A 24,229-nucleotide genomic window follows, 5' to 3' on the forward strand; every position below is an offset into this window, starting at 1 on the left:
CTGGCGTTGATTTTTGGCACGCTGTTGAGTTCTCAAGGAACGGACGCTTCCTTTGTACTCACCCTCTCGGGCTTTCCTCCGGGCTTCCCTTCGGTACTTCGTGTTCTTGCGTTTCCGACTCTATCAGATCTTTCCGATCCGATTTCCTCGGTGCTTTCCGGTCCCTTTCGTTTTCACTCCGGGGGCCTTTCGGCTGCTCCGACTTTATCAGATTCATTTCGGCCGACCTAATCGGTGGCTTTCGTGATTCGGATGAGAATCGGAATGACTCCGTGGAAAGAATTCCTGACCGGAGTGAGTTTGACTCTACTTGATTGCTGCCGAACTGTCCAGTTCCAGGCAACCGTTTGAATCTACCTCCCCACGGCCACCGTGTCAACGGCTTTTGTGGGCACCGGAGGAGGCTAGCAGGTCAGCGGGGTCGTCTGCACATCAGGCCGCGGTGGGGAGGGCGGCGCTGCGGTCGGGTTCCTCGAGGTCGCCCGTGGCGCCGGCTCGGGAGGCGCGGCCGCCCAGCACGTAGACGTAGGTCAGAAAGGCCAGCTCAGCGGCGATGCCGATGGTGATGCGGGCCCAGGTCGGCAGGTCGGAGGGGGTGACGAAGCCTTCGATCAGGCCCGAGACGAAGAGGACGAGGGCCAGGCCGATCGCCATGCCGACGGCCGCGCGTCCTTGCTCCGCGAGGGCTGCGCGGCGGGTCGTGGGGCCCGGGTCGATGACTGTCCAGCCGAGGCGGAGGCCCGTACCGGCGGCGACGAAGACCGCCGTCAGTTCGAGCAGGCCGTGGGGAAGGACCAGCCCCAGGAAGACGTCGAGGCGGCCGGCTGCGGACATGAGGCCGATGCCGACGCCGAGGTTCAGCATGTTGAGGAAGAGGATTCCCAGGACCGGGATGCCCAGGAACGCGCCGAGGACCAGGCACATGGCCGCGGCCTGGGCGTTGTTCGTCCAGACCTGGGCGGCGAAGGACGCCGCCGGGTGGCTGGAGTAGTAGGTCTCGTACTGCCCGCCGGGGCGGGTCATCTCGCGGAGTTCGGTGGGGGCGCCGATCGAGGCCTGGACTTCCGGGTGCGTACCGATCCACCAGCCGATCAGGACGGCCAGCAGGGTGGAGAGGACCGCTGTGGGGATCCACCAGTGGCGCGAGCGGTAGACGGCCGCGGGGAAGCCGGCGGTGAGGAAGCGGGTGGCGTCGCGCCAGGAGGAGCGGCGGGTGCCGGTGACGGTGGCGCGGGCGCGGGCCACGAGCTGGGTCAGGCGGGCCGTGAGCTGGGGGTCCGGGGCGGTGGACTGGATGAGGGAGAGGTGCGTCGCCGTGCGCTGGTAGAGGGAGACGAGTTCGTCGGCTTCGGCGCCGGTGAGTCTGCCGCTCCTGCGCAGGAGGTGGTCCAGGCGTTCCCACTCGGCCCTGTGGGCGGTGACGTAGACGTCGAGGTCCATGATCGGCTGCTGCTCCAGGCACTTGCTGCGGACAGGTCCGTACTACTGCGGCGCGCTGCGGGTCAGCTTGGCAGACTGGCGTTCGGAGAGTCGGAGAGAGGTGGGCGCCGTGAGTGGGGTGGTGACGGGGGACGCCGTCGTCCTGGGGTTGCAGCCCGCGCGGCTGCCGAGCCGGGCTCTGGCGGTGCTCATCGACCTCGTCGTCGTGTGGACCGTCTATCTGCTGATCACGATCGGGCTCGCGCTGGCGACGGCGTCCTTGGACGACGCCGCGGCGACGGCCGTGTCGATCGCTTCGTTCCTGCTGGTGCTCGTGGGGGCGCCGATCGCGGTGGAGACGCTGTCGCACGGGCGGTCGCTGGGGAAGATGGCGTGCGGGCTGCGGGTCGTGCGGGACGACGGGGGGCCGATCCGGTTCCGGCACGCGCTGGTGCGGGGTGCGATGGGGGTCGTGGAGATCCTGATGACCTTCGGGGTCGTCGCCTGTATCGCCTCGCTCGTGTCCGAGCGGGGGCGGCGGGTCGGTGACGTGTTCGCGGGGACGCTGGTCGTCCGGGAACGCGTGCCCGCCGCGCGGGCCCTGGTCGTGCCGCCTCCGCCGCCGTGGCTGGTGGGGCGGTTCGGCGGGCTCGATCTGTCGGCGGTGCCGGAGAGCCTGTGGCTGGAGATACGTCAGTACCTGACGCGGGCGCGTGAGCTGGACCCCTTCGTGGGGCGGCGGCTCGCCGAGCGGCTGGCCGACGAGCTGGTGACGCGGACCGGGGCGCCTCCGCCGCCGGGGGTACCGGCCGACGCGTATCTGGCGGGGGTGGTCGCCGAGCGGCAGGCGCGGGACGCGCGGCGGGCGTTCGCTCCGGCGCCGGAGGGCCTGCCGGGTGTTCCGGTCGTCGCTCCTGTCGTCGCTCCGGCCTTCGTGCCGCCCGTTGCTCCTGCTGCCGGTGGGGTGGCGGAGGAGGGTGGGACTCGGGTCACCGGGTTCGCTCCGCCCGCCTGACGGTCAGGGGAAGACCGAGGGCGGGGTTTCGAGGCCTTCGAGTTCGATGCCGGGGGCGGCGAGGACCACGTCGCCGGCGATGTGGACGGTGTGCCGCTCCCCCGTGTCCAGGGTGCTGACCTGGTACTCGTCGACGATCAGCGGGCCGTTGTCAGTGGCGTGCGCTTCACTTTTCAGCAGGGCCCAGGACTGGTCGACCGTGAGGGGGGCGAGGACCGGATCCGTGAAGGCGACGAGCCTGAGGCGGGTCTCGGGGGAATCGGGGGTGAGGCGCAGGAGTCGCGTGATCGCGACGAGGAATGCCGGGGACGTGCCGGTGAAGGCGTGGGCGCGCACATTGCCTTCGGTGGCGTGGGTTCCGGTGGGGTCCGTGCGGACCCAGGTGACGCCGTCGATGGCCGCGCCGCGGACCTGCCAGCTCGCGGCGTTGAGTTCGAGGCGGATGGGGCGGCCGAGTTCGTCGACGGCCAGGTCGACGGAGCCGAGGTGGTCGCCGGAGGGGGTGACGGTCTGGGAGACGTAGCGCCAGCCGGAGGGGCCGGGGGCGCAGTGGAAGTGTTCTTCACCGAGGGGGGTGTGGTCGTGCGGGTCATGGAGCGAATAGCGGCCGCGGGGCATGGGTCGGTCCTCGGGAGGGGGCGCTTCCGGGGTCGGTAGCGGGGGCGGGACGGGGCAGGCCCCCCGACACGGGGGTGCGGGGGGCCTGCCTGATTCCTCTACGGGTGTCCGGGGCTGCGTCGCGTCAGTGCGCGGGTGCCGCCGGCCGGGTCATCAGTAGCGGTAGTGGTCCGGCTTGAAGGGACCGTCGACCTGGACGCCGATGTAGGCGGCCTGCTCCGGGCGGAGGGTCGTCAGCTTGACGCCGAGGGCGGCGAGGTGGAGACGGGCGACCTTCTCGTCCAGGTGCTTCGGCAGCGTGTAGACGTCGGTCGGGTACTCCGCCGGCTTCGTGAAGAGCTCGATCTGGGCCAGCGTCTGGTCCGCGAAGGAGTTCGACATGACGAAGGAGGGGTGCCCGGTCGCGTTGCCGAGGTTCAGCAGGCGGCCCTCGGAGAGGACGATCAGGACCTTGCCGTCCGGGTAGGTCCAGGTGTGGACCTGCGGCTTGACCTCGTCCTTGACGACGCCGGGGGTGTTGGCGAGGCCGGCCATGTCGATCTCGTTGTCGAAGTGGCCGATGTTGCCGACGATGGCCTGGTGCTTCATCTTGGCCATGTCGGCGGCCATGATGATGTCCTTGTTGCCGGTCGTGGTGATGAAGATGTCGGCGGTCTCGACGACGTCCGCGAGGGTCGTGACCTGGTAGCCGTCCATGGCCGCCTGGAGCGCGCAGATCGGGTCGATCTCGGTGATGATGACGCGCGCGCCCTGGCCGCGGAGGGACTCGGCGCAGCCCTTGCCGACGTCGCCGTAGCCGCAGACGACGGCGGTCTTGCCGCCGATGAGGACGTCGGTGGCGCGGTTGATGCCGTCGATGAGGGAGTGGCGGCAGCCGTACTTGTTGTCGAACTTCGACTTCGTCACGGCGTCGTTCACGTTGATCGCGGGGAAGAGGAGCTGGCCCTCGCGGTGCATCTCGTACAGGCGGTGGACGCCCGTCGTGGTCTCCTCGGTCACGCCGCGGATCTCGGACGCCAGCTGGGTCCACTTCTGCGGGCTCTCGCCGAGGGTGCGGTTGAGGAGACGGAGGATGTGGCCGTATTCCTCGCTGTCCGCGGTGGACGGGTCCGGGGCGGAGCCGGCCTTCTCGAACTCGACGCCCTTGTGGACGAGGAGGGTGGCGTCACCACCGTCGTCGAGGATCATGTTCGGGCCGCCGGTGGGCGTGTTCGGCCAGGTGAGGGCCTGCTCGGTGCACCACCAGTACTCCTCCAGGGTCTCGCCCTTCCAGGCGAAGACCGGGACGCCCTGGGGGTTCTCCGGGGTGCCGTTCGGGCCGACGGCGATGGCCGCGGCGGCGTGGTCCTGGGTGGAGAAGATGTTGCAGGAGGCCCAGCGGACCTCGGCGCCGAGCGCGACCAGCGTCTCGATGAGGACGGCGGTCTGCACGGTCATGTGCAGGGAGCCGGTGACGCGGGCGCCGGCCAGCGGCTGCTGCTCGGCGTACTCGCGGCGGATCGACATCAGACCGGGCATCTCGTGCTCGGCGAGGGTGATCTCCTTGCGGCCGAAGACGGCCAGGGAGAGGTCGGCGACCTTGAAGTCCTGATGGGCGGCAGTCGTCATGACTGTGCTGCTCCTCGTGATGGTGGGAGTGCGAGGGTCGGTTGGCACCTGGGCACCACGGCAGGGCCCTGGGCACACGAATGCCCGGGGGGTTCCACGGTGCCGTCGTCGGAGGCCCTCTCTCCCTCGGCCGGTCCGCTGGACCGCCCGACCGCCATCAGCAGCGACGTCTGGCTGATCTCGAATCTACACCGATCGGTGCGGCCGCCCACAGTCCGCATCGGGAGGAGTTCGGGCCGGTTCTCGTCGGTTCCGGCCAGTCGCGGCCCGTTCTGGCTTGATCCACTCGATGCGTCGTGCGCGTGCACGAGGCCCCCGCGACCTGGAGGTCGCGGGGGCCCGGTGGCGGCGGGCCGGTGGCCTCGCCGGGTGGGTCAGTGGGCGGAGCCGCCCGGCGCCTTGGCCGGGTTCGCACCGGCCGAGGCCGCGGTCTCGCTGTAGATGTCCGGCTCCAGGTAGATCACCCGGGCGATCGGGACGGCCGCGCGGATGCGCTCCTCCGCGGCGTTGATGGCGTTCGCCACCTCGGTCGCCGTGTCGTCGTGGCGGACGGCGACCTTGGCCGCGACGAGCAGCTCCTCGGGGCCGAGGTGCAGCGTCCGCATGTGGATGAGGCGGGTGACGGTGTCGTCGTCGACGACGGCCGCCTCGATCTTCTTGACGTCGTCGATGCCGGCGGACTCGCCGAGGAGCAGCGACTTGGTCTCGGCGGCGAGCACGAGCGCGATCAGGATGAGCAGGATGCCGATGCAGAGGGTGCCGATGCCGTCCCAGACGCCGTTGCCGGTGCCGAGGGCGAGGCCGACGCCGGCGAGGGCGAGCACCAGACCGACGAGGGCGCCGAGGTCCTCCAGGAGGACGACGGGGAGCTCGGGGGCCTTCGCCCGGCGGACGAACTCCGTCCAGGAGAGGCCGCCGCGGATCTCGTTCGACTCCTTGATGGCCGTACGGAACGAGAAGGACTCGGCGATGATCGCGAAGATCAGGACGCCGACCGGCCAGTACCAGGCCTCGATGGGGTGCGGGTGCTTGATCTTCTCGTAGCCCTCGTAGATGGCGAACATGCCACCGACGGAGAAGAGCACGATCGAGACGAGGAAGGCGTAGATGTAGCGCTCGCGGCCGTAGCCGAAGGGGTGCTGCGGGGTCGCTTCGCGCTGCGCCTTCTTGCCGCCGAGGAGCAGCAGGCCCTGGTTGCCGGAGTCGGCGAGCGAGTGCACGCTCTCCGCGAGCATCGACGACGACCCACTGAAGAGGAACGCCACGAACTTGGCTACGGCGATCGCGAGGTTGGCGGCGAGTGCCGCCACGATCGCCTTGGTTCCGCCTGACGCGCTCATGGGTGTACGGGGTCCCTTCGTCGATGCTCCGGCTCTGTCGCCGCGGTTCGGCCGGTCATTGTCGCATCAGGCCACGACGGTCGCGCGGAAGACCGTCCCCGTACCGGACAGTTCGGCGCGCTCCCCCGCCGGCACGAAGACGGACTCCCCGGGGGCGAGGGTGACCTCGCCGGCCTTCGGGCGGCCCGCGACGGCGAGCAGGATCTGCGGCGTGGAGGCGGTGACGTCGGTCGGGGCGGCGCCCTCCGCCCGTACGAAACGGGAGAGGCGGAACTCGTCGATCGGGGTGTCGTAGACCTCCTCCCCCGAGGGGGAGGCCTCGGGGCGCAGGACGCCCGGGTCGTTGGGCTCGAAGCGGACGACCCGCAGGAGTTCGGGGACGTCGACGTGCTTGGGGGTGAGGCCGCAGCGCAGGACGTTGTCGGAGTTGGCCATGATCTCGACGCCCATGCCGTCGAGGTAGGCGTGCGGCACGCCCGCGCCCAGGTAGAGAGCCTCGCCCGGCTGGAGCAGGACGTGGTTGAGCAGCATGGCGGCGATGACGCCGGGGTCGCTCGGGTAGTGGTGGGCGAGGAACGCGAACGGGGCGTGGGCGCCGCCCAGGCGGTCGGCGGCGGCCGCCGCCTCGGCCACGGTGTGCGCCATCTCGTCGGGGTCGGCCGTCAGCAGGGCCGTCAGGACCTCGCGGAGCGCCGCCTCTTCCGGGTGGGCGTGGAGGAGGTCCACGTACGGCTTGAGGGAGTCGACGCCGAGGGCGGCGATGAGGTCGGCGGCCTCGGCCGGGGCACGGAAGCCGCACAGTCCCTCGAAGGGGGTGAGGGCGCAGATCAGCTCGGGCTTGTGGTTCGCGTCCTTGTACGTGCGGTGCGGGGCGTCGACGGGGATGCCGGCGGCCTCCTCGGCTGCGAAGCCGGCTCGGGCCTGGGCCAGGTCGGGGTGGACCTGGAGGGAGAGCGGGGCTCCGGCGGCGAGCACCTTGAGCAGGAAGGGGAGGCGCGGGCCGAACTTCGCGACGGCGGGCTCGCCCAGTTCGCGTACGGGGTCGGCGGCGACGAGCACGTCGAGCGGGCCTCGCTCGGTGCGGGAGGGGGCGCCGGGGTGGGCGCCCATCCACATCTCGGCCTGGGGTTCGCCGGTCGGGGCGACGCCGAGGAGTTCGGGGATGGCCGTCGGGGATCCCCAGGCGTAGGGACGGACGGTGTTGACGAGGCGGTCCATGATGCCTGCCAGCTCCTCGGGGTGGTGACGGATGGTGAGGGGTGTCGGGTGACAGGTGACAGGGGGCGGGTGACGGGTGGGTGAAGGGGCGGGGGGCCGGGTGGTGACGGAGTGATGGACGCGGTGGGTGTGGGGGTGGTTGAGGGGGAGGTGGGGAGTGGTTGACGTGGACGGGGTGGCTGACGGGGAGGGTGGAGCGGTCAGTGGCCGTGGTCCGGGCGGCCCGGGGTGGCCAGGGCGAGGTAGACCGCGGCGAAGTCGGTCACGGCGAGCAGTTCGGCCAGGGTCTCCAGGTCGCCGCCCTCCTCCGGTTCCAGTTCGCTGATGGCCGTCTCGTGGCCGAGGGCCAGCTCCCGTGCCGCCGGGGCCGCGGTCAGGCCGTCGGCCGGCCGGTCGCGCAGCAGGACGACCCGGGCGCGCAGGGCCTGTGACTCCTCGACCCTGTCGCGGAAGAAGTCGTCGGGGTCCGCACCCGCCGCGTAGTCGCCTGCGAGCAGCACGCCGTGCGCGGGCAGGGCCTCGGGGAGTTCCGCGGCGAGCGCGGGCAGGCCCGCGAGTTCGGCCAGGACGCTCGCGAAGCGGCGGCCCGCGGGGCCCGCGGCGTTGCCCTCGGTCCAGATCAGGGGGAGCGAGTCGGCCAGTTCGGCCGCCAGCGTCTTGGCCGGGTTGCTGTACGTGGCGATGGCCGGGCCGCAGCGTTCGGCCGTCCGGTCGAGGCGGTCCGCGACCTTCTCCAGGGCCTCCGGCGGCGCGTCGACGAGACCGACGCGGTCGAGGAGGGCGAGCAGCGGGGTGAACAGGGCCCACAGGGCGCCGGGGCTCGCCGCGAGGCTCTCCGCGTACTCGTCGGGCGACTCGTTCGGGGCGGTGGCCATCGGGACGAACAGGCCGTGCGAGCCGCTGACCGACTCGGCGAGCGGGGAGGCCTTGGGGGCGACGGCGGCGACCGTGATGCCGCGGCGGTACGCCTGCTCGGCGAGGAGTGCGAGGCCGGGTTCGGAGCCGTCGGTGGTGGGCAGCAGGAGCAGGTCCACCGAGCCCGCCCAGCCGGGCAGGGCCCAGCGCAGGGCGCCCGCCGCGGGGGCGACGCCGGTCGGCTGGAGCCGTACGACGGGGGCGGAGGCTCCGGCGAGCGCGCCGATCAGGTCCGCGACGCCTGCGGCGGCGGTGCCGGGGCCCGCGACGAGGACGGCGCGGGGTCGGCCCTCGGGGCGCAGGTCGGCGATGCCTGCCTCGGTGGCGTGGCGGGCGGCCGTCCGTACCCGGGCGCCTGCTTCGGCGGCGGCGCGGAGGAGGCCGCGGCGGTCGGCCAGGGCGAGGGCGTCCGGTGCGTCGAGGAGGGTCTCGTCGAGCATGTGGCGGTGCCTCCCGGGTGGGTGCGGGGTGTCGGTGGGCGGGGGGTGGTGGTGTGCCCTGCTTGCGGCAGGGCTTCTTCTGTTCCCACCCGCACCACCTGTCCGTGTGGGATGGCAGCGGTGCGGGTGCTCCCGTGGGTGGTGCCCGCCGTCGGCGGCGAGCCCTCCGGGGGCGGCAGGTGGGATGCGGGCCCGTGGGCCGGTGTGGGGGCCTGTGGGTCGGGCTGCCCGTCGCCGTCGGCGCCGGTCGTGGCACGGCGGCCGGGCTGGGCACGCGGCTGCGGCTGCGGCTGCGGCTGCGGCTGCGGCTGCGGCTGCGGCTGCGGCTGCGGCTGCGGCTGCGGCTGCGGCTGCGGGGCGTTGTGCCGCGGGGCGGTCACGAGGCGGTCCGGGGTGGTGGGCGGGCCCGGGTGGGGCGGGGCGGGCCGTGCCTCGTGGCGCCCCGGGGCAGTCGCCCCGTGGGCACGGCCGCCTGGGGTGCCGCGACGCGCGCCCGGCCGCGCCGCCCCACGTGGGTGCGGGAGGGTCGTCGCGGCCTCGGGGCGGCCTCGGCCGGGCGGCGCCGGGGTGCGTCCTTCGCCCGGTGACGGTGCGCGGTGCCCCGCCGCCGGCGCGGACGGCACCGTGCGGTGGATCGTGCTCGGAGGCGTCGTCGCGCGGCCCGGGGCCGGGGGTGTCCGGTGGGGTCCGGGGCCGGGTGTCAGGGGGCTCGGGGCGGGGAGCACCGGTGGGTCAGGCCGGGCGGCGGGCCTCGTCGGTGAGGAGGACGGGGATGCCGTCGCGGACCGGGTACGCGAGGCCGCAGTCCGTGCCGGTGCAGACCAGTTCGGGGGTCTCGTCCGCCGTGCGGTCGTTCAGCGGAGCGTGGCACGCGGGGCAGGCCAGGATCTCCAGGAGGCCGGCTTCGAGCGGCATGGGGTGTCCCTTCGAACAAACGGTGGTGGTGCTGCCCTTCGGGCCAGGTCAGCCTACCGCCGGGGGACGGGGGACGCGGCTCGGCGGCCGGTCCTTCCGTACCCCCGGCGGGGTGGTGTCAGCCGGTCGCGCGGACCAGGGCCAGGACCTCGTCGCGGATCTTGGTCATGGTGGCCTCGTCGCGGGCCTCGACGTTGAGGCGGAGCAGCGGCTCGGTGTTGGAGGCGCGGAGGTTGAACCACCAGTCGGCGGTGGTGATGGTGAGGCCGTCGAGTTCGTCGAGGGTGACGCCGTCGCCGCCCTCGTACGTCGCCCTGACCTTCGCCGTGCTGGCCGCCTGGTCGGCGACCGTGGAGTTGATCTCGCCGGAGGAGGCGTAGCGGTCGTAGGCGGAGACCAGGTCGGACAGGGTGCCCTCCTGGCCGCCGAGGGCCGCGAGGACGTGGAGGGCGGCGAGCATGCCCGTGTCCGCGTTCCAGAAGTCCTTGAAGTAGTAGTGCGCCGAGTGCTCGCCGCCGAAGATGGCGCCGGTCTTCGCCATCTCCTCCTTGATGAAGGAGTGGCCGACGCGGGTGCGGACGGGGGCGCCGCCGTTCTCGCGGACGACCTCGGGCACGGACCAGGAGGTGATCAGGTTGTGGATGATCGTTCCGCCGGGGTTCTTGGCGAGCTCGCGGGCGGCGACGAGGGCCGTGATCGCGGAGGGGGAGACCGGCTCGCCGCGCTCGTCGACGACGAAGCAGCGGTCGGCGTCGCCGTCGAAGGCGAGGCCGAGGTCGGCGCCCTCGGCGAGGACGCGGGCCTGGAGGTCGACGATGTTCTTCGGGTCGAGGGGGTTGGCCTCGTGGTTCGGGAAGGTGCCGTCGAGCTCGAAGTACATGGGGACGGTGTCGAGCGGGAGGCCCTCGAAGACCGTGGGGACCGTGTGGCCGCCCATGCCGTTGCCCGCGTCGACGACGACCTTCAGGGGACGGATCCCGGTGAGGTCGACCAGGCCCTTGAGGTGGGCGGCGTAGTCGTCGAGGGTCTCGCGCTCGGTGATCGTGCCGGGGGTGGCGGCGGCCTCCGGGGCGCCGGTCTCCGTCCACTCCTCGGCGAGGGCGCGGATGTCGGAGAGGCCGGTGTCCTGGCCGACCGGGGCGGCGCCCGCACGGCACATCTTGATGCCGTTGTACTGGGCCGGGTTGTGGGAGGCCGTGAACATCGCGCCCGGCAGGCCGAGGCTGCCCGAGGCGAAGTACAGCTGGTCGGTGGAGCAGAGCCCGATGAGGGTGACGTCGACGCCGAGGCGGGCCGCGCCTCGCGCGAAGGCGGCCGAGAGGCCGGGCGACGAGGGCCGCATGTCGTGGCCGACGACGATCGCGTCCGCGTCCGTCACCCGTACGAAGGCGGCGCCGAAGAGCTCCGCGAGCTGCTCGTCCCACTGGTCGGGTACCACTCCGCGGACGTCGTACGCCTTCACGATCTGCGACAGGTCGACAGTCACGGATCCACCCTCCTGAGTTCTCGGCACGCGTGTGCGGCGCGTGTAGGAACGCCAAAACTACCCGGAGCGGATGGGGGGTACGCGGACGGTGGCCGGTTTCGCGGTCAGTTGTCGGGAGAGCGGAGCACCCTGAGGTGCCCTCGGCGGCCGACCTCCATGGGGTCTCCGCCGCGGCCTCCGCCGCCCTTGCCGCCGGCCTCGGCCGTGCGCTCGTGGGGACGGGCCGCCTCCCGTACCGCGTTGGCCAGGGCTTCGAGGTCGTCGCCGCTGGGGCGGGCCGGGGCGGAAGGGTCGGTGAGCCGCACGACCTCCCAGCCGCGCGGCGCGGTGAGGCGCTCGCTGTGCTCGGCGCACAGGTCGTAGCAGTGGGGCTCGGCATAGGTGGCGAGCGGGCCGAGGACCGCAGTCGAGTCGGCATAGACGTACGTCAGTGTCGCGACGGCAGGGCGGCCGCACGCGGTGCGCGAACAGCGACGTACAGGGCTCACGACGTTGGACGGTACCGCACTCTTGACCGGGCCGCGACGACTCTCCCTCAGGTCACTCGCCCGTGTCGCGCTGTGACCTCCGCCACCCGCCCTCGTGTCGCGGCGGTGCTGACCTGCGCGGGAGGGGGCGTACGGCGGTGGGGGCAGGAGCCGATCCGGACAGTCGGGGATGCAAATCCGGTCAACCACGGCCAGATGGCCGATCGCGACACGCTACGGAATCATGCGCGCGGTTGGCCGAAATGTTCAGGTTTCGACAGTGGGGGTGGGGGCGCGGGGGAACGTGGCGAGGATCCGCCACGGTGCGGAAACACCGAGGAGGGTTACGCTGCGTCAGTGATGGACAGTCCTGTGCCGCCGAACCCCTCGCACCCCTCCACGGAGCCCCCGGCGGAGCCTCGGGTCCGCCGCCGCGACCGTCACGGGCGCGGGATGCGGGGGCCGGTCGCCCCGCCTCAGGTGCCGCTCTCGACGAGCCGGGCCGACACCTTCCGCGATCTGGTGCTCGACTCGGTGGAGCGCCTCGAACGCCACTGGCCGCAGCTGGCGGACATCGAGTTCCTCGTCATGGAGGTGCCGCCGCCCGTGCCGGGCGAGACGGTGCCGCTGGGCGGTTCGGCGCCCGCCGAGAAGGGCGAGCCGGCCCGGGTCGTCGTCTACCGGCGGCCGGTCGAGATCCGCTCGAAGAGCCGCGACGAGCGCGCGCTCCTCGTCCACGAGGTGGTCGTGGAGCAGGTGGCCGAGCTCCTCGGGCTCTCCCCCGAGTCGGTCGATCCGCGGTACGGGCAGGACTGACCGCCCGGACCGACTGCCCGTCTCCCTGTGTGGGGAGACGGGTTGCTCTCGGCAGGTCCACCCTTACGGGGCGGCTTCCCCGCCCCGCTCAGTCGCCGAGGACTCAGTCGCCGAGGACCTGGAGGTCCTGGCGGGCCGACGGGACCTCGACCGTGCCCCGGTCGTCGACGAGGGTCTGGACCGTGAACATCGGCACGCCGTCCTCCGGGACGGCCAGCGTCCGCGCCGCGTACACCTTGCCGCCCGAGACCGGTTCCACGGTCAGCGCGTAGGCGCCCTTGAGGCCCTGGGGCGCCAGGTCGGCCACGGTCGCCGTCGTCCCCGCCTTGACGGTGACCGTCTTCGTCACCGGCGAACCCCCGCGTGAGCCCGCCGAGGCCGTGACCTTGACCTGGGCGTCGGTGCCGGTCGCCGTGAGGGCGAGCGTCGAGACCTTGGCGCGGTTGTCGGCGACCGTCGCGCGGGCGGAGATCGGCGCGGTCGCCGGGATGAAGGCGATCTCGGTGTTCTCGCCCTTGCCTCGGACGATCTGGAGGGCGGCCACCACCGGGGTCGGCTTCTTCGGGTCGCTCGGGGTGAGCAGGAGGGAGCCCACCTGGCCCCGGGTGAGGCCCGGCAGGTCGACGGATGCCGTCATCCCGGACTTGACGTGCAGGGTGCCGGAGCCGGCGCCCGCGGGGACGATCGTGCCGGTCGGGGTGGCCAGCTGGATCTTGAGGTCGGCGTCGTCGTCGCCGGGCACGAAGGCCACGAGCCGTACGGAGGTGGCGTCGGCCGGGATGCCGGGGAGCACGGCGCTGCTCGCCGGGTCGGCCGCGGCGGCGAGCCAGTCGCTGCCGAGCTTGTCGTCGGCCGCGCCGATGGCGGCGCCGACGCGTCCGCTGCGGGTGGTGACGTGGACGGTGACGTCCCGCTGGGCGGCCTCGCCGGTGAGGGTGGAGAGGAGGACCGGGACCGTGGAGCGGGGCGGGACCGGGATGCCCTCGGTGAACTGGGACTTGAGGGCGCCCTCGGGGCCGTACAGCTCGATGTCGGCGACGGCGACCGTGTCGTCCGGGTTGGTGAGGTGGACGTAGTCCTGGCGCTCCTTGGCGGTGGAGGCCGCCGGGAACCAGAAGTCGGTGTCGGGGGCGCCACAGGTGAGACCGAGGAGGCCGCGGGCGCCGCCGGCCGTGACGGCGGTGGTCTGCTGGACGGTCCAGCCGGGGGCCAGGGTGCCGGTCGCCGAGCCGGTGAGGGCGGGCGCGGAGCCGCCGTTCGCGTCGGCGGTCACGGGCTTGCCGGGGGCGGTGACGGTGGCGGGGGCCTTCGGGGCCTTGGCCTTCTTCTTGCCGCCGCCGGAGGCGCCGCCGCGGGTCGCCCCGCTCGCCGCCGTCCGCAGCTGGGCCGTGGGCTGCTCCGCCTTGGTGGGCGTGCCGGGCGCGGCCGCGCCCGCCGTCCCCGCCGGGGTGTACGAGGTGTAGACGGTCTCGGCCACCTCGGAGGTGCTCGGGGCCGGGCAGACCAGGCCCGCGCGCTGCACGGGCAGCCGGGTGGGGGCCTTGGCCGCGGGGGCGGCGGTGCCGTCCGGAGTGGTCAGGGTGGCGAAGCCGGTGACGGCGGCGAGGGCCGTGGCGACCGCGATCAGGGAGAGGGTCGTGCGCTTCACTGGTTGCTGCTCCCGTCGGGACGCTGCTCGGTCTCGTGACCCTGGGGGTACTCGTAGCCGTAGGCGTACGGGTCGTACTGCTGCGGCTGCTGCTGCTGGTCGTACTGCGCCTGCGGGTCGTACTGCTGCTGCTCGTAGCCCTGGTCCGCATACTGCTGGGCCTGCTGCGGCTGCTGCTGCTCGTAGCCCTGCTGGGGGTACGCGTACGGCTGCTGCTGGTACGGGTCCGCCGCGTACTCCTGGTAGTAGCCCTGGTCCGCGTAGGGCTGGGCCTGCGCGGGGTCGTGGGCCTGCTGCTGTTCCTGAGCGCCGTTCTGCGCGGGCTGGGCGGTCTCGGCGTAGGCCGGGTCGTACCCGCCGCCGTCCCATGCCTGGTCCTGGGGCTCGTACGCCTGCTGCTCCGGGATCGGGACGGGGACGGGAGCGGGGGCGGGGACCTGGTCGTGCTCCTGTTCCTGGTCCGGCGCCCCGGTCTCGGCGGCCTCCGCCTCCGCGGCGGCGCGGAGCCGGCGCGCGCGGCGGCCGTCGCCGTCGGTCGCCTGGGCGGGGATCGCGAGCTCCTCCTCAGGCAGGTCGTCGTCGATCTCGCGACGGCGGCCCGGCAGGGCGAGGACGAGCAGGACGACGGCGAGGCCGACCTGCGTCCAGATCCACACGGTGTGGGTGAGGGGCTGGTCGTACGTGAGGTCGAGGCGGCCGCCCTGGGCGGGGAGCTCGAAGCCCTGGGACCAGCCGTCGACAGTGGTCCTCGTCAGCTCCTTGCCGTCGAGGGTGGCGGTCCAGCCCTCGTCGGCGCGGTCGGCGACGCGCAGGACGCGGCCCGCGGGGCCGGCCGGGATCTCGGTGTGCGCCTCGACGGGGCCCGCGGCGACGGCGACCGGCTTCGCCGGGTCGCCGGTCGCGGCCGTGTCCCCGGTCGTCGACGTGCCACCGGTCGTCGACGTGCCACCGGTCTTCGCCGTGTCATCGGTCTTCGCCGCGTCGCCGGTCTTCGCGGTCGGCGGGACGATCATGATCCGGGCGATCTCGCGGTCCACGCGCCAGAGCGCGCTGCCGTCGAGCTGGCTGAGGCGGCTGAGGCCGGGGGTCGCGTCGAGGACGCGGCTCATCTGGCGCGGTGCCCCGTCCCGTACGAGGACGTAGCGGATCGCGTAGCCGCTGAGTTCCTGGGTCTGGTCGGCGCCGGAGCCGGCGACGAGGTGGGCGACGACCCCGTCGAGGCGGGCGTCGGTCTCGGCGGCCACGGAGAGTTCGCCGTCGCCGAGGCGGGCGCCGGAGCCGCGGACCAGGGTGTACGTGACCTCGCCGGGCGAGGTGCCGCCGAGGACGAGGGTGCGGGGCTGGTCGCGGGTGCCGCTCTCCTCGGCGACGAAGGCCGGGACCTGGACCGGGTCGCGCCGGGTCAGCGGGCCGTCGGCGCCGCCGATCATCCAGCCCACGGCGGCGACGGCGGGGCCGACGGCGCAGGCGAGGGCGATGAGGGCGGCGACGGGCTGGCGCCAGCCGAAGCCGTGGGCGGCGACGCGGGTGCGGCCGCCCTCGGCGCCGATCATGCCGGCGGCGATGAGCGCGGCGCCGTAGACGAGGGTGGCGGGGCCGGCCCAGCCGGTGCCGTCCGCGCCGTTGGAGAGGACGGCGAAGAGGAGGCCGGTGAGGGCGGCGGCCCAGGCGGCGAGGACGGCGGACCTGCGCTCCTCGCGCAGGAGCCCGGCCAGGCCCGCGAGGACGAGGCCGATCAGGAGGAGGCCGCCGGTGGTGCCGGGCCCGCCCGGGCTCGTGCCGAGCAGGTCGAGCGCGGTGGCCGTGCCCGTACGGATGTCGAGACCGGCCTCGCGCAGGAAGGCGGCGGGGTCAGTGAGCAGGGAGAGCGACCAGGGCGCGAGGGCGAGGACCGGGGTGCCGACGGCGGCGAGGAAGCGGAGCCCGTACGCCGTGATGTCGGAGCGGTGGATGACGAGGACGCCGAGGCCGAGGAGGACGGCGATGGGCCACACGATCGGGGTGAACGCCGTCGCGAAGGTGAGCAGGAAGGCGTAGGCCCAGGTGGCGCGCCAGCTGCCGCGGTCGGGCCTGTTGAAGCCGTGGGCGGCGACGGCGGCGCGGGCGATCAGCGGGAGCAGGATCGCGAGGACCGCTGTGCCGAGCCGGCCGGTGGCGAGGGCGCCGGTGGCGGCGGGCAGGAACGCGTACGCGACGGCGCCCCACGCGCGCAGGAGCCGGGACTCGACGATCGGGCGGGCCGCGAAGTACGCGGTGAAGCCCGCCAGCGGGACCGAGCAGACGAGCAGCAGGGTCAGCGCCGTGGACGTGGAGCCGAGGAAGAGCGCGGAGAGCGCGGCCAGGACGGCGAGGTAGGGCGGGGCGGTCTGGGTGCCGCCCGTGCCGAGGGCGTGCCAGGCGTCGGCGTACCGCGACCAGAGGTCGGAGACGGTGTCGGGGGCGGGCAGCAGGGCGCCGCCCGCCAGCGAGCCGCCCGCGAAGAGGTTGCGGCAGGCGACGAGGGAGATGAGGAGCAGCAGGCCGAAGAGGACGGGCCCTGGCTTGCGGGCGATCTTCTTGAGCCGGGCGAACTGCTCGATCTCCAGGTAGTCGGCGTCGTCGCCGCCCGGTCCGGACTCGACGACGCCGTGGCGGGAGCCGCCGGAGTCGGCCTCGGCTCCGCCGACGTTGGCTGCGAGCTGTTCGACGGCGGCGCGGACGGTGGCGCCGGGCGGCGGGAAGAGCGGGCGGAGCTCGCTCGCCGCGACGGCCGGGTTCTTGCGCCGCTTGCGGGCCGCGAGGATCTTCTCGGGCCGCAGGAGGGTCGCGAGGAGGCCCGTGACCTCGTCGACGGCCTGGCCGGGGACCTTGCCGACGAGCGAGGCGAGGGTGCGGACCAGGGTGCTGAGCACGAGGCGTACGAGGACGTACGGGAGGGCCCTGCCCGGGGTGTTGGAGAGGAGCGCGTAGACGGCGCCGGCCTTGTCGACGCGGTGCGGGCTGGCGGCGGTGCGGCCTGCGCAGTCGACGGTGCGGCGCTCGCGGGCGGACGCCTCTGCGTGCCGGAGGACGGCGTCGGGGGCGACGAGGACGCGGTGGCCGGCGGAGTGGGCGCGCCAGCACAGGTCGACGTCGTCGCGCATGAGGGGCAGGCGGCGGTCGAAGCCGCCGAGCTCCTCGAAGACGTCGCGGCGGACGAGCATGCCGGCGGTGGAGACGGAGAGGACGGAGCGGACCTGGTCGTGCTGGCCCTGGTCCTGCTCGCGCCGGTCGAGTCCGGTCCAGCGGCGGCCGCTGTGGGCGATGGAGACGCCGACTTCGAGGAGCTGCTTGCGGTCGTACCAGCCGCGCAGCTTGGGGCCGATGACGGCGGCGTACGCGTCGGAGTCGGCGACGCGCAGGAGTTCGGCGAGGGCGCCGGGCTCGGGGGCGCAGTCGTCGTGGAGGAGCCAGAGCCACTGGACCGGTTCGCCGTGCGGGAGTTCGGGGAGCTCGTAGGCGTCGTCGTTCCACGTCCGGCTGACGGGGTCCCAGCCGCTCGGGCGCTTCAGGTACGACAGCTCCTCGGGCCCCAGGACGGGCGCCGTGCGGGCGGCCTCCTCGACGGCGGTGCCGAAGCCGGTGCGGCGCGCGAGGTGCAGGACGCGGTCGGCGCCGATGGCGTCGGCGACGAGCCGCGCCGAGTCGTCGGCGCTGCCGGTGTCGGCGGCGACCACGTTCTGCACGGGGCGTTCCTGGGCGAGCAGCCCGGCGAGGGCGTCCGGCAGCCAGCGGGCGCCGTCGTGGGTGACGAGCACGGCGGTGACGACGTGTCGCGGAAACTCAGGAGTTGAGGACATCGAGCTACGGGCCCTCCGGCCGGGGTCGCCCGCGGGGGGCGTGGGGTGCGTCTCGGACGGAGGCCCACACTAACGGCTGTGCGAGGGGCCGAACGCAGAACGGTCCGCCGCCTGTGGACGGAGCACAGGGGGCGGACCGTTCGTCATGTCCTGGTGTGCGCGCTTTCCGCGCGCGGGGCCGGCGGGCTTCGGCGGGGGTGGTGCGACCTGAGGCCGGGGCCGGGTGGTTCTCGGTCCGCGGCTCAGACCGCGGCCTTCTTCAGGCGGCGTCGCTCGCGCTCGGAGAGACCGCCCCAGATGCCGAACCGCTCGTCGTTCTGGAGGGCGTATTCGAGGCATTCGGAACGCACCTCACAGGCGAGGCAGACCTTCTTGGCCTCGCGGGTCGAGCCGCCCTTCTCGGGGAAGAAGGACTCGGGATCGGTCTGGGCGCACAGCGCGCGCTCCTGCCAGCCGAGTTCCTCGTCCGCGTCCTCGACCAGCAGTTCCTGGAACAACTCGGTCATGTGCGCCCCTCGTCTGTTCTGTACGTCCCCGTGATGTGGCCGTTGCCGAACCCGGCCGAACGACACGAGTGAAATTACAAGTTCGTGCTTTGTGCGAGTCAAGCCGAGATCTGCTATTGGGCCCCGTATTCACTCTGCGGAACCAAGCCTATGCGGAAAGTGTTCAAATCACCAAAAAACGTGACACATGCCACCGGCCTGGCCCTACCGCACGAGCCCCCGCAAGGAGAGACGTCCGAAACTTGGATCTTGTTGCGATCCAGCCATGGAAGCGATCCGGATCACACGACGATCACGGAGGGTGACGAACGAGCCGGGGCTCGCCGCGCGGGCGCCGCCATGTTTACGGGCACGGTTGATGCGCCATCTCTCCTGGTCCGCGCGTGAACAAACCTTTCTCCGCGCACTGTAACCGGATGAGGTGAAACATTACCGCCAAATCGGGCATTGAGTTGACAGTCGGGTCCTCCTCCCGCCACCTTTGGTGGCATGCCAGCGACCACTGCGACCGCCGCGACCCACGCCCGTGGGTTCCGCCGCGCTGTCCGGGTCGGCTGTCGCTGTTGTTGTTCCAGCTGTTGATGCCCCAGAGCTCCAGCTCCTTCCCCCCAGCGTCACCCAGCGTCACTTCGCGTCACTCGTCACTTCGCGCCATTCGCGTCACCGCTCTTCGTGACCCCCACCGCTTCTGTTTCTGCTGAGGAACCTCCCCACCCATGAACATGGACAGCGACCTTCAGATCGCCGGCGACATCCTCGAGGTCCCGCACCTCCTCCAGCCCGAGCGCGCCCACCCCGTCACCGTGGCCGAGTTCGCCGGCCTCGCGCGCTCCATCGCCGACGACCGCTCCCAGTGGGCCCCGTACGTCGAGTACGACGCCACCACCCGCTGGTACCACCGGCTGCGCACCGGCCCCGGCTACGAGGTGTGGCTGCTCTCCTGGATCCCGGGCCAGGGCAGCGGACTCCACGACCACGGCCTCTCCTCCGGCGTCCTGACCGTCCTGGAGGGCGAGTTGACGGAGCGCACGGACAGGGGCGTGCGGACGCTCGACGGCGGCGCGCAGCGCGTGTTCGCGCCGGGATACGTCCACGAGGTCGTCAACGACTCCCTCGAACCGGCCGTCAGCCTGCACGTCTACTTCCCCGGCCTGACGGACATGCCGATGCACGAGTCGGTCCAGGGCCAGTGCGCCCCGGCCGCCCCGAGCACCGTCGTCGCCTGAGAGACTGCCGGACATGCGCATTGTGGTTCTGGCCGGTGGCATCGGTGGTGCCCGCTTCCTTCGCGGCCTCAAGCAGGCCGCGCCGGACGCGGACATCACGGTCGTCGGCAACACCGGTGACGACATCCATCTCTTCGGGCTGAAGGTCTGCCCCGACCTGGACACGGTGATGTACACCCTCGGCGGTGGCATCAACGAGGAACAGGGCTGGGGCCGGCTCGACGAGTCCTTCACGGTCAAGGAGGAACTCGCGGCGTACGGCGTCGGACCCGAGTGGTTCGGCCTCGGCGACCGGGACTTCGCGACCCACATCGTCCGGACGCAGATGCTCGGCGCGGGCTTCCCGCTGAGCGCCGTCACCGAGGCGCTGTGCGACCGCTGGCAGCCCGGCGTACGCCTGCTCCCCATGTCCGACGACCGCGTCGAGACGCACGTCGCGATCGAGGTCGACGGCGAGCAGCGGGCCGTGCACTTCCAGGAGTACTGGGTGAAGCTGCGCGCCTCCGTGGACGCGAAGGCCGTCGTGCCGGTCGGCGCGGAGGCGGCGAAGCCCGCGCCGGGCGTCCTGGACGCGATCGCCGAGGCGGACGTCATCCTCTTCCCGCCGTCCAACCCCGTGGTGAGCGTCGGGACGATCCTGGCCGTGCCCGGGATCCGCGACGCGATCGTCGCGGCCGGCGCCGCCGGGACGCCGGTCGTGGGCCTCTCCCCCATCGTCGGCGACGCGCCCGTGCGCGGCATGGCCGACAAGGTGCTCGCGGCGGTCGGCGTGGAGGCCACGGCGACGGCGGTGGCCCTGCACTACGGCTCCGAACTCGTCGACGGCTGGCTGGTGGACACCGTGGACGCGGGCGCCGTGGCGGACGTCGAGGCGGCGGGCATCCGCTGCCGGGCGGTGCCGCTGATGATGACCGACGTGGAGGCGACGGCCGCGATGGCGCGTGAGGCGCTGGCGCTCGCCGAGGAGGTCCGCGGGTGACCGCCGGCCCCCCTTCGTACCGTGTGTGGGCCCTGGGCGGGCTGCCCGAGGTGACGGCCGGGGACGACCTGGCCAAGCTCATCGCCTCCGCCTCGCCCTCGCCCGAGCTCGTCGACGGTGACGTCCTCCTCGTCACCTCCAAGATCGTGAGCAAGGCCGAGGGGCGGGTGATCGCCGCCGACGACCGCGAGGAGGCGATAGACGCCGAGACGGTACGGGTGGTGGCGCGGCGCGGCACCCTGCGGATCGTCGAGAACCGGCAGGGGCTCGTCATGGCCGCCGCCGGGGTCGACGCCTCCAACACCCCGTCCGGGACGGTGCTGTTGCTACCGGAGGATCCCGACGCCTCGGCGCGGCGCATCCGTTCGGGACTGCGCGATGCGCTCGGCGTCGACGTCGGCGTCGTCGTCACGGACACCTTCGGGCGGCCCTGGCGCAGTGGCCTCACCGACGTCGCGATCGGCGCGGCGGGAGTGCGGGTCCTCGACGACCTGCGCGGCGGGACCGACGCGCACGGCAATCCGCTGAGCGCGACCGTGGTCGCCACCGCCGACGAACTCGCCGCCGCCGGCGACCTGGTGAAGGGCAAGGCGAGCGGGCTGCCGGTCGCCGTCGTCCGGGGCCTGCCGCACGTGGTGGCCGGGGACGAGGAGCCGGGGGCGCGGGCGCTCGTGCGCGGCGCCGCCGACGACATGTTCCGGCTCGGGACGTCGGAGGCCGTACGGGAGGCGGTGACGCTGCGGCGGACCGTACGGGAGTTCACCGACGAGCCGGTCGACCCGGGCGCGGTACGGCGTGCGGTCGCCGCGGCCGTGACGGCGCCGGCCCCGCACCACACCACGCCCTGGCGGTTCGTCCTGCTGGAGTCGCCGGAGTCGCGGGTGCGGCTGCTCGACGCGATGCGGGACGCGTGGATCGCTGACCTGCGGCGGGACGGGAAGTCCGAGGAGTCGGTGGCCAAGCGGGTGCGGCGCGGGGACGTCCTGCGCAACGCGCCCTATCTGGCCGTGCCCTGCCTCGTGATGGACGGCGCCCACCACTACGGCGATCCGCGGCGGGACGCCGCCGAGCGCGAGATGTTCGTGGTCGCGGCGGGCGCGGGCGTACAGAACTTCCTGGTGGCGCTCGCGGGTGAGCGGCTGGGCTCGGCGTGGGTGTCCTCGACGATGTTCTGCCGGGACGTCGTACGGGAGGTCCTCGGGCTGCCGGAGGGCTGGGACCCGATGGGCGCGGTGGCGATCGGGCACGCGGCGGTGGCGCCGGGCGCGCGGCCGGCACGGCGTGCGGGGGACTTCGTCGAGGTGCGCTGAGGCTGTTCGAGGTGCGCCGCTTCGAGGTGCGCCTGTTGAGGTGCGCCGCTTGAGGTGCGCCTCTTGAGGTGCGTCTGTTTTGGGTGCGCCTCTTGAGGCGCACCTTTTTCAGAGGCGCGCGATGTTGCCCGGCGTCATGCGGGGCGCCCTGCGGGGCGGGACCCGGCCGCTGAGCAGGATCAGGCGGGCGGCGCGGTGGCGCTGGCCCGCGTACGGGGCCAGGAGCGCCAGCATCGCCTCGTCGTCGGTCGTACGGTCGCCCGCCAGGGCCCAGCCGACGATGCCCGGGAGGTGGAGGTCGCCGGTGGTGACCTCGTCCGCGGCGCCGTTGCTGCGCTGGATCGTCTCCGCGCTCGTCCACGGGCCGATGCCCGGGATCAGCTCCAGGCGGGTACGGGCGTCGGCGGGGGCCATGTCCGCGGCCTCCTCCATCCGGCGGGCCACCCTGGCCGCGCGCACGATCGTCGCGGCGCGCTTGTCGTCCACGCCCGCGCGGTGCCACTCCCACGACGGGATCAGGGTCCAGGTGCGGGCGTCCGGCATGACGTGCATGCCGTCGGGGGCCGGGCCGGGCGCGGGCTCGCCGTACTTCCGTACCAGCAGCCGCCAGGCCCGGTAGGCCTCGTCCGTCGTGACCTTCTGCTCCAGGACCGACGGGATCAGGGACTCCAGGACCAGGCCGGTGCGGGTGAGGCGGAGGCCGGGGCGGCGGCGGTGGGTGGCGGCGAGGAGTCTGTGGCGGGGGACGAAGGCGGTGGGGTCGTCCTCGGCGCCGAGGAGCGCGGGCAGGCGGGTCAGGAGCCAGGGGGCGCCGGGGCCCCAGGCTTCCGCTTCCGTCTCGCCGTCGCGGACGGCCACGCGGAGGGTGGCCGGGCCGTCGGGCGTGCGGCTGGCCCGCCAGACCGAGCCGTCGGGGGTGACGCGGAAGGTGGGGTCGGCGGGGCCGCGGCGGAGGGGGCCGAGGGTGAGGCCGAGGTCCGGGGGGTGGTCCTGGTCCTGGGCCGGACCCGGGCTCCGGTCCTGGGCCCCGCCCGGACCCAGGGCCCGGGCCTGGGCCGGACCCCGGTCCGCGTCCTGGTCCGGCGGGACGTCCGCTGCGGCGGGTACGGGGACGTGGCCGCCGCGCACCGTGGTGCGGGTGGTGGGGGTGCGGGGTGGGAAGCGGCCGGCCATGGCTACGAGCGTAGCCGGGGCCCTGCGGGGCATGGCGGGGCTTGTCCGTGCGGGCCCCCGGGCAGGGCCTTGGCCCGGGGGGCGTGCGGGCCCTGACCGGCGCCGTGCGGGGCCGTCGGGGTCGCCGAACAGGGGACGGGCATCGCCCTGGGGGTCGTCGTGCGGGGGTTACTGGTCCGAGGAGAAGCGGACCGCGTTCGGGGGGAGGGTGGTGTCGCACCAGATGCGGATGCCGTCGCGGAGTTCGTTGTCCGGGCCCACGTGGGCGCCGTCGCCTATGACCGCGCCCGTGAGGACCGTGCGGGCTCCGATGCGGGCGCCCGCGCCGACGAGGGAGTCGGTGATCACCGCGCCCGGTTCGATCACCGCGCCCGCCAGGATCGTGGAGCCCGTGATGCGGGCGCCCTCGCCCACCTGCGCGTCCGCGCCGATGACCGTGCCGCCGGTCAGCTTGGCGTCCGGGGCGACGCGGGCCGACGGGAGGACCAGGCGGTCGCCGCAGCGGCCCGGCACGGCCGGGGAGGGGGCGCGGCCCAGGACCAGGTCGGCGGAGCCGCGGACGAAGGCCTGCGGGGTGCCGAGGTCCAGCCAGTAGGTGGAGTCGACCATGCCCTGGAGGTGGGCTCCGGAGGAGAGGAGCTCGGGGAAGGTCTCGCGCTCGACGGAGACGGGGCGGCCGGCGGGGATCGTGTCGATGACCGAGCGGCGGAAGACGTACGCGCCGGCGTTGATCTGGTCGGTGACGATCTCTTCGGGCGTCTGGGGCTTCTCCAGGAAGGCCGTGACCCGGCCCGTCCCGTCCGTGGGGACCAGCCCGAACGCTCTCGGGTCCTCCACGCGGGTGAGGTGCAGCGAGACGTCCGCGCCGGAGGAGGCGTGGGTGTCGACGAGGGCCCGGATGTCGAGGCCCGTGAGGATGTCCCCGTTGAAGATGAGGACCGGGTCGTCGGGGCCCGAGTGGAGGCGCGAGGCGACGTTGCGTATCGCGCCTCCCGTGCCGAGCGGCTCCTCCTCCGTGACGTACTCCAGGCTCAGGCCGAGGTCGGAGCCGTCGCCGAAGTGCGGCTCGAAGACCTCGGCCAGGTAGGAGGTGGCGAGCACGATGTGCTCGACGCCGGCGGCGCGGGCGCGGGCCAGCTGGTGCGTCAGGAAGGGGACGCCCGCCGCCGGGACCATGGGTTTGGGCGTGTTGACCGTGAGGGGTCGCAGCCTTGTGCCCTTGCCACCGACCAGGAGGATCGCTTCAGTCACCTTGTCGTCTCTGCTTCCTGTTCGGGGCCGGTCCGCCCGCCCGTCTCGGTCGTCCGTGCGA

At 73.3% G+C, this 24,229-nt stretch carries 21 protein-coding genes; 7 read left to right on the plus strand and 14 right to left on the minus strand.

What is annotated here, in order from left to right; translation table 11 throughout:
- Nucleotides 1–231 (plus strand): hypothetical protein (locus tag ACZ6K0_RS42830; protein ID WP_469578817.1); only part of this gene is annotated, 231 nt, incomplete at its 5' end.
- Between the two features lie 201 nt (nt 232–432).
- On the opposite strand, the gene ACZ6K0_RS42835 is transcribed toward ACZ6K0_RS42830, so the two are convergent.
- On the minus strand, nt 433–1,440 hold the full coding sequence (locus tag ACZ6K0_RS42835) for a stage II sporulation protein M (RefSeq protein WP_376413291.1): 1,008 nt from the start codon (nt 1,438–1,440) through the stop codon (nt 433–435).
- Between the two features lie 109 nt (nt 1,441–1,549).
- Here ACZ6K0_RS42835 and ACZ6K0_RS42840 point away from each other — a divergent pair, with 109 nt between their 5' ends.
- The gene (locus ACZ6K0_RS42840) at nt 1,550–2,434 is read left to right on the plus strand and encodes an RDD family protein (RefSeq protein ID WP_376413289.1); all 885 of its coding nucleotides are present in this window, start codon (nt 1,550–1,552) and stop codon (nt 2,432–2,434) included.
- 3 nt (nt 2,435–2,437) lie between these two features.
- Here the strand turns inward: ACZ6K0_RS42840 and ACZ6K0_RS42845 are convergent, their stop codons facing one another.
- The 5 genes from ACZ6K0_RS42845 to ACZ6K0_RS42865 form a co-directional block, all read right to left on the minus strand.
- On the minus strand, nt 2,438–3,052 hold the full coding sequence (locus tag ACZ6K0_RS42845) for a hypothetical protein (RefSeq protein WP_376413287.1): 615 nt from the start codon (nt 3,050–3,052) through the stop codon (nt 2,438–2,440).
- A 153-nt stretch (nt 3,053–3,205) separates the two neighbouring features.
- Nucleotides 3,206–4,660 carry an adenosylhomocysteinase gene (gene ahcY, locus ACZ6K0_RS42850; RefSeq protein WP_376413285.1) on the minus strand — a complete coding sequence of 485 codons (1,455 nt, stop codon included), beginning with the start codon at nt 4,658–4,660 and terminating at the stop codon, nt 3,206–3,208.
- A 374-nt stretch (nt 4,661–5,034) separates the two neighbouring features.
- On the minus strand, nt 5,035–6,000 hold the full coding sequence (locus tag ACZ6K0_RS42855; RefSeq protein ID WP_376413283.1) for a cation diffusion facilitator family transporter: 966 nt from the start codon (nt 5,998–6,000) through the stop codon (nt 5,035–5,037).
- Between the two features lie 66 nt (nt 6,001–6,066).
- The gene (manA, locus tag ACZ6K0_RS42860) at nt 6,067–7,218 is read right to left on the minus strand and encodes a mannose-6-phosphate isomerase, class I (RefSeq protein ID WP_376413281.1); all 1,152 of its coding nucleotides are present in this window, start codon (nt 7,216–7,218) and stop codon (nt 6,067–6,069) included.
- 200 nt (nt 7,219–7,418) lie between these two features.
- A complete protein-coding gene (locus ACZ6K0_RS42865) occupies nt 7,419–8,573 on the minus strand; it encodes an SIS domain-containing protein (protein ID WP_376413279.1) in 1,155 nt (384 codons plus the stop codon).
- A 194-nt stretch (nt 8,574–8,767) separates the two neighbouring features.
- Here ACZ6K0_RS42865 and ACZ6K0_RS42870 point away from each other — a divergent pair, with 194 nt between their 5' ends.
- The gene (locus ACZ6K0_RS42870; RefSeq protein ID WP_469236287.1) at nt 8,768–9,160 is read left to right on the plus strand and encodes a hypothetical protein; all 393 of its coding nucleotides are present in this window, start codon (nt 8,768–8,770) and stop codon (nt 9,158–9,160) included.
- 145 nt (nt 9,161–9,305) lie between these two features.
- Here ACZ6K0_RS42870 and ACZ6K0_RS42875 read toward each other — a convergent pair whose 3' ends face one another.
- The 3 genes from ACZ6K0_RS42875 to ACZ6K0_RS42885 all read right to left on the minus strand — a co-directional run bounded on the left by ACZ6K0_RS42875 (nt 9,306) and on the right by ACZ6K0_RS42885 (nt 11,513).
- Entirely contained in the window at nt 9,306–9,488 is a 183-nt protein-coding gene (locus ACZ6K0_RS42875) for a Trm112 family protein (RefSeq protein ID WP_030221689.1), read from the minus strand.
- Nucleotides 9,489–9,606: 118 nt separating this feature from the next.
- Entirely contained in the window at nt 9,607–10,974 is a 1,368-nt protein-coding gene (locus ACZ6K0_RS42880) for a phosphomannomutase/phosphoglucomutase (RefSeq protein WP_376413277.1), read from the minus strand.
- 104 nt (nt 10,975–11,078) lie between these two features.
- Nucleotides 11,079–11,513, minus strand: coding sequence for a DUF3499 domain-containing protein (locus tag ACZ6K0_RS42885; protein ID WP_376413295.1), 435 nt, complete (start codon nt 11,511–11,513; stop codon nt 11,079–11,081).
- A 288-nt stretch (nt 11,514–11,801) separates the two neighbouring features.
- Here ACZ6K0_RS42885 and ACZ6K0_RS42890 point away from each other — a divergent pair, with 288 nt between their 5' ends.
- Nucleotides 11,802–12,257 (plus strand): metallopeptidase family protein, encoded by a 456-nt coding sequence (locus ACZ6K0_RS42890; RefSeq protein WP_376413275.1) that lies wholly within the window; start codon nt 11,802–11,804, stop codon nt 12,255–12,257.
- 103 nt (nt 12,258–12,360) lie between these two features.
- Here ACZ6K0_RS42890 and ACZ6K0_RS42895 read toward each other — a convergent pair whose 3' ends face one another.
- From ACZ6K0_RS42895 to ACZ6K0_RS42905, 3 genes are all read right to left on the minus strand, one after another.
- Nucleotides 12,361–13,905, minus strand: coding sequence for a DUF5719 family protein (locus ACZ6K0_RS42895; protein WP_376413273.1), 1,545 nt, complete (start codon nt 13,903–13,905; stop codon nt 12,361–12,363).
- Nucleotides 13,902–17,723, minus strand: coding sequence for a glycosyltransferase family 2 protein (locus ACZ6K0_RS42900; protein WP_469236288.1), 3,822 nt, complete (start codon nt 17,721–17,723; stop codon nt 13,902–13,904). Before ACZ6K0_RS42900 ends, ACZ6K0_RS42895 begins: the two co-directional genes overlap by 4 nt.
- A gap of 242 nt (nt 17,724–17,965) precedes the next feature.
- Nucleotides 17,966–18,229 (minus strand): WhiB family transcriptional regulator, encoded by a 264-nt coding sequence (locus ACZ6K0_RS42905; protein ID WP_015033978.1) that lies wholly within the window; start codon nt 18,227–18,229, stop codon nt 17,966–17,968.
- Between the two features lie 716 nt (nt 18,230–18,945).
- On the opposite strand from ACZ6K0_RS42905, the gene ACZ6K0_RS42910 reads away from it, so the two are divergent.
- From ACZ6K0_RS42910 to ACZ6K0_RS42920, 3 genes are read left to right on the plus strand one after another with little or no spacing between them, the layout of a single operon-like run.
- Complete coding sequence (locus ACZ6K0_RS42910) at nt 18,946–19,455, plus strand: cysteine dioxygenase (RefSeq protein ID WP_376413270.1); 510 nt, start codon at nt 18,946–18,948, stop codon at nt 19,453–19,455.
- A gap of 13 nt (nt 19,456–19,468) precedes the next feature.
- Nucleotides 19,469–20,434 carry a 2-phospho-L-lactate transferase gene (gene cofD, locus ACZ6K0_RS42915; RefSeq protein ID WP_376413268.1) on the plus strand — a complete coding sequence of 322 codons (966 nt, stop codon included), beginning with the start codon at nt 19,469–19,471 and terminating at the stop codon, nt 20,432–20,434.
- A complete protein-coding gene (locus tag ACZ6K0_RS42920; protein WP_376413266.1) occupies nt 20,431–21,744 on the plus strand; it encodes a coenzyme F420-0:L-glutamate ligase in 1,314 nt (437 codons plus the stop codon). Before cofD ends, ACZ6K0_RS42920 begins: the two co-directional genes overlap by 4 nt.
- 108 nt (nt 21,745–21,852) lie before the next feature.
- On the opposite strand, the gene ACZ6K0_RS42925 is transcribed toward ACZ6K0_RS42920, so the two are convergent.
- Together ACZ6K0_RS42925 and manB are read right to left on the minus strand one after the other, a co-directional pair.
- On the minus strand, nt 21,853–22,917 hold the full coding sequence (locus tag ACZ6K0_RS42925) for a DNA-3-methyladenine glycosylase family protein (protein ID WP_469236289.1): 1,065 nt from the start codon (nt 22,915–22,917) through the stop codon (nt 21,853–21,855).
- Nucleotides 22,918–23,085: 168 nt separating this feature from the next.
- Nucleotides 23,086–24,168 carry a mannose-1-phosphate guanylyltransferase gene (manB, locus tag ACZ6K0_RS42930; RefSeq protein ID WP_376413262.1) on the minus strand — a complete coding sequence of 361 codons (1,083 nt, stop codon included), beginning with the start codon at nt 24,166–24,168 and terminating at the stop codon, nt 23,086–23,088.
- Nucleotides 24,169–24,229: the final 61 nt, after the last annotated feature.

This window comes from Streptomyces sp. NPDC042346 (genome assembly GCF_055581845.1).

What these genes read in the sequence shown, in the direction of transcription:
- ACZ6K0_RS42890 (WP_376413275.1), top strand. Translation starts at nt 11,802, where the DNA reads ATGGACAGTCCTGTGCCGCCGAACCCCTCGCACCCCTCCACGGAGCCC.
- ACZ6K0_RS42875 (WP_030221689.1), bottom strand. Translation starts at nt 9,488, where the DNA reads ATGCCGCTCGAAGCCGGCCTCCTGGAGATCCTGGCCTGCCCCGCGTGC.
- ACZ6K0_RS42900 (WP_469236288.1), bottom strand. Translation starts at nt 17,723, where the DNA reads ATGTCCTCAACTCCTGAGTTTCCGCGACACGTCGTCACCGCCGTGCTC.
- ACZ6K0_RS42905 (WP_015033978.1), bottom strand. Translation starts at nt 18,229, where the DNA reads ATGACCGAGTTGTTCCAGGAACTGCTGGTCGAGGACGCGGACGAGGAA.
- ahcY (WP_376413285.1), bottom strand. Translation starts at nt 4,660, where the DNA reads ATGACGACTGCCGCCCATCAGGACTTCAAGGTCGCCGACCTCTCCCTG.
- ACZ6K0_RS42865 (WP_376413279.1), bottom strand. Translation starts at nt 8,573, where the DNA reads ATGCTCGACGAGACCCTCCTCGACGCACCGGACGCCCTCGCCCTGGCC.
- ACZ6K0_RS42925 (WP_469236289.1), bottom strand. Translation starts at nt 22,917, where the DNA reads ATGGCCGGCCGCTTCCCACCCCGCACCCCCACCACCCGCACCACGGTG.
- manA (WP_376413281.1), bottom strand. Translation starts at nt 7,218, where the DNA reads ATGGACCGCCTCGTCAACACCGTCCGTCCCTACGCCTGGGGATCCCCG.
- cofD (WP_376413268.1), top strand. Translation starts at nt 19,469, where the DNA reads ATGCGCATTGTGGTTCTGGCCGGTGGCATCGGTGGTGCCCGCTTCCTT.
- ACZ6K0_RS42835 (WP_376413291.1), bottom strand. Translation starts at nt 1,440, where the DNA reads ATGGACCTCGACGTCTACGTCACCGCCCACAGGGCCGAGTGGGAACGC.
- ACZ6K0_RS42910 (WP_376413270.1), top strand. Translation starts at nt 18,946, where the DNA reads ATGAACATGGACAGCGACCTTCAGATCGCCGGCGACATCCTCGAGGTC.
- ACZ6K0_RS42855 (WP_376413283.1), bottom strand. Translation starts at nt 6,000, where the DNA reads ATGAGCGCGTCAGGCGGAACCAAGGCGATCGTGGCGGCACTCGCCGCC.
- ACZ6K0_RS42845 (WP_376413287.1), bottom strand. Translation starts at nt 3,052, where the DNA reads ATGCCCCGCGGCCGCTATTCGCTCCATGACCCGCACGACCACACCCCC.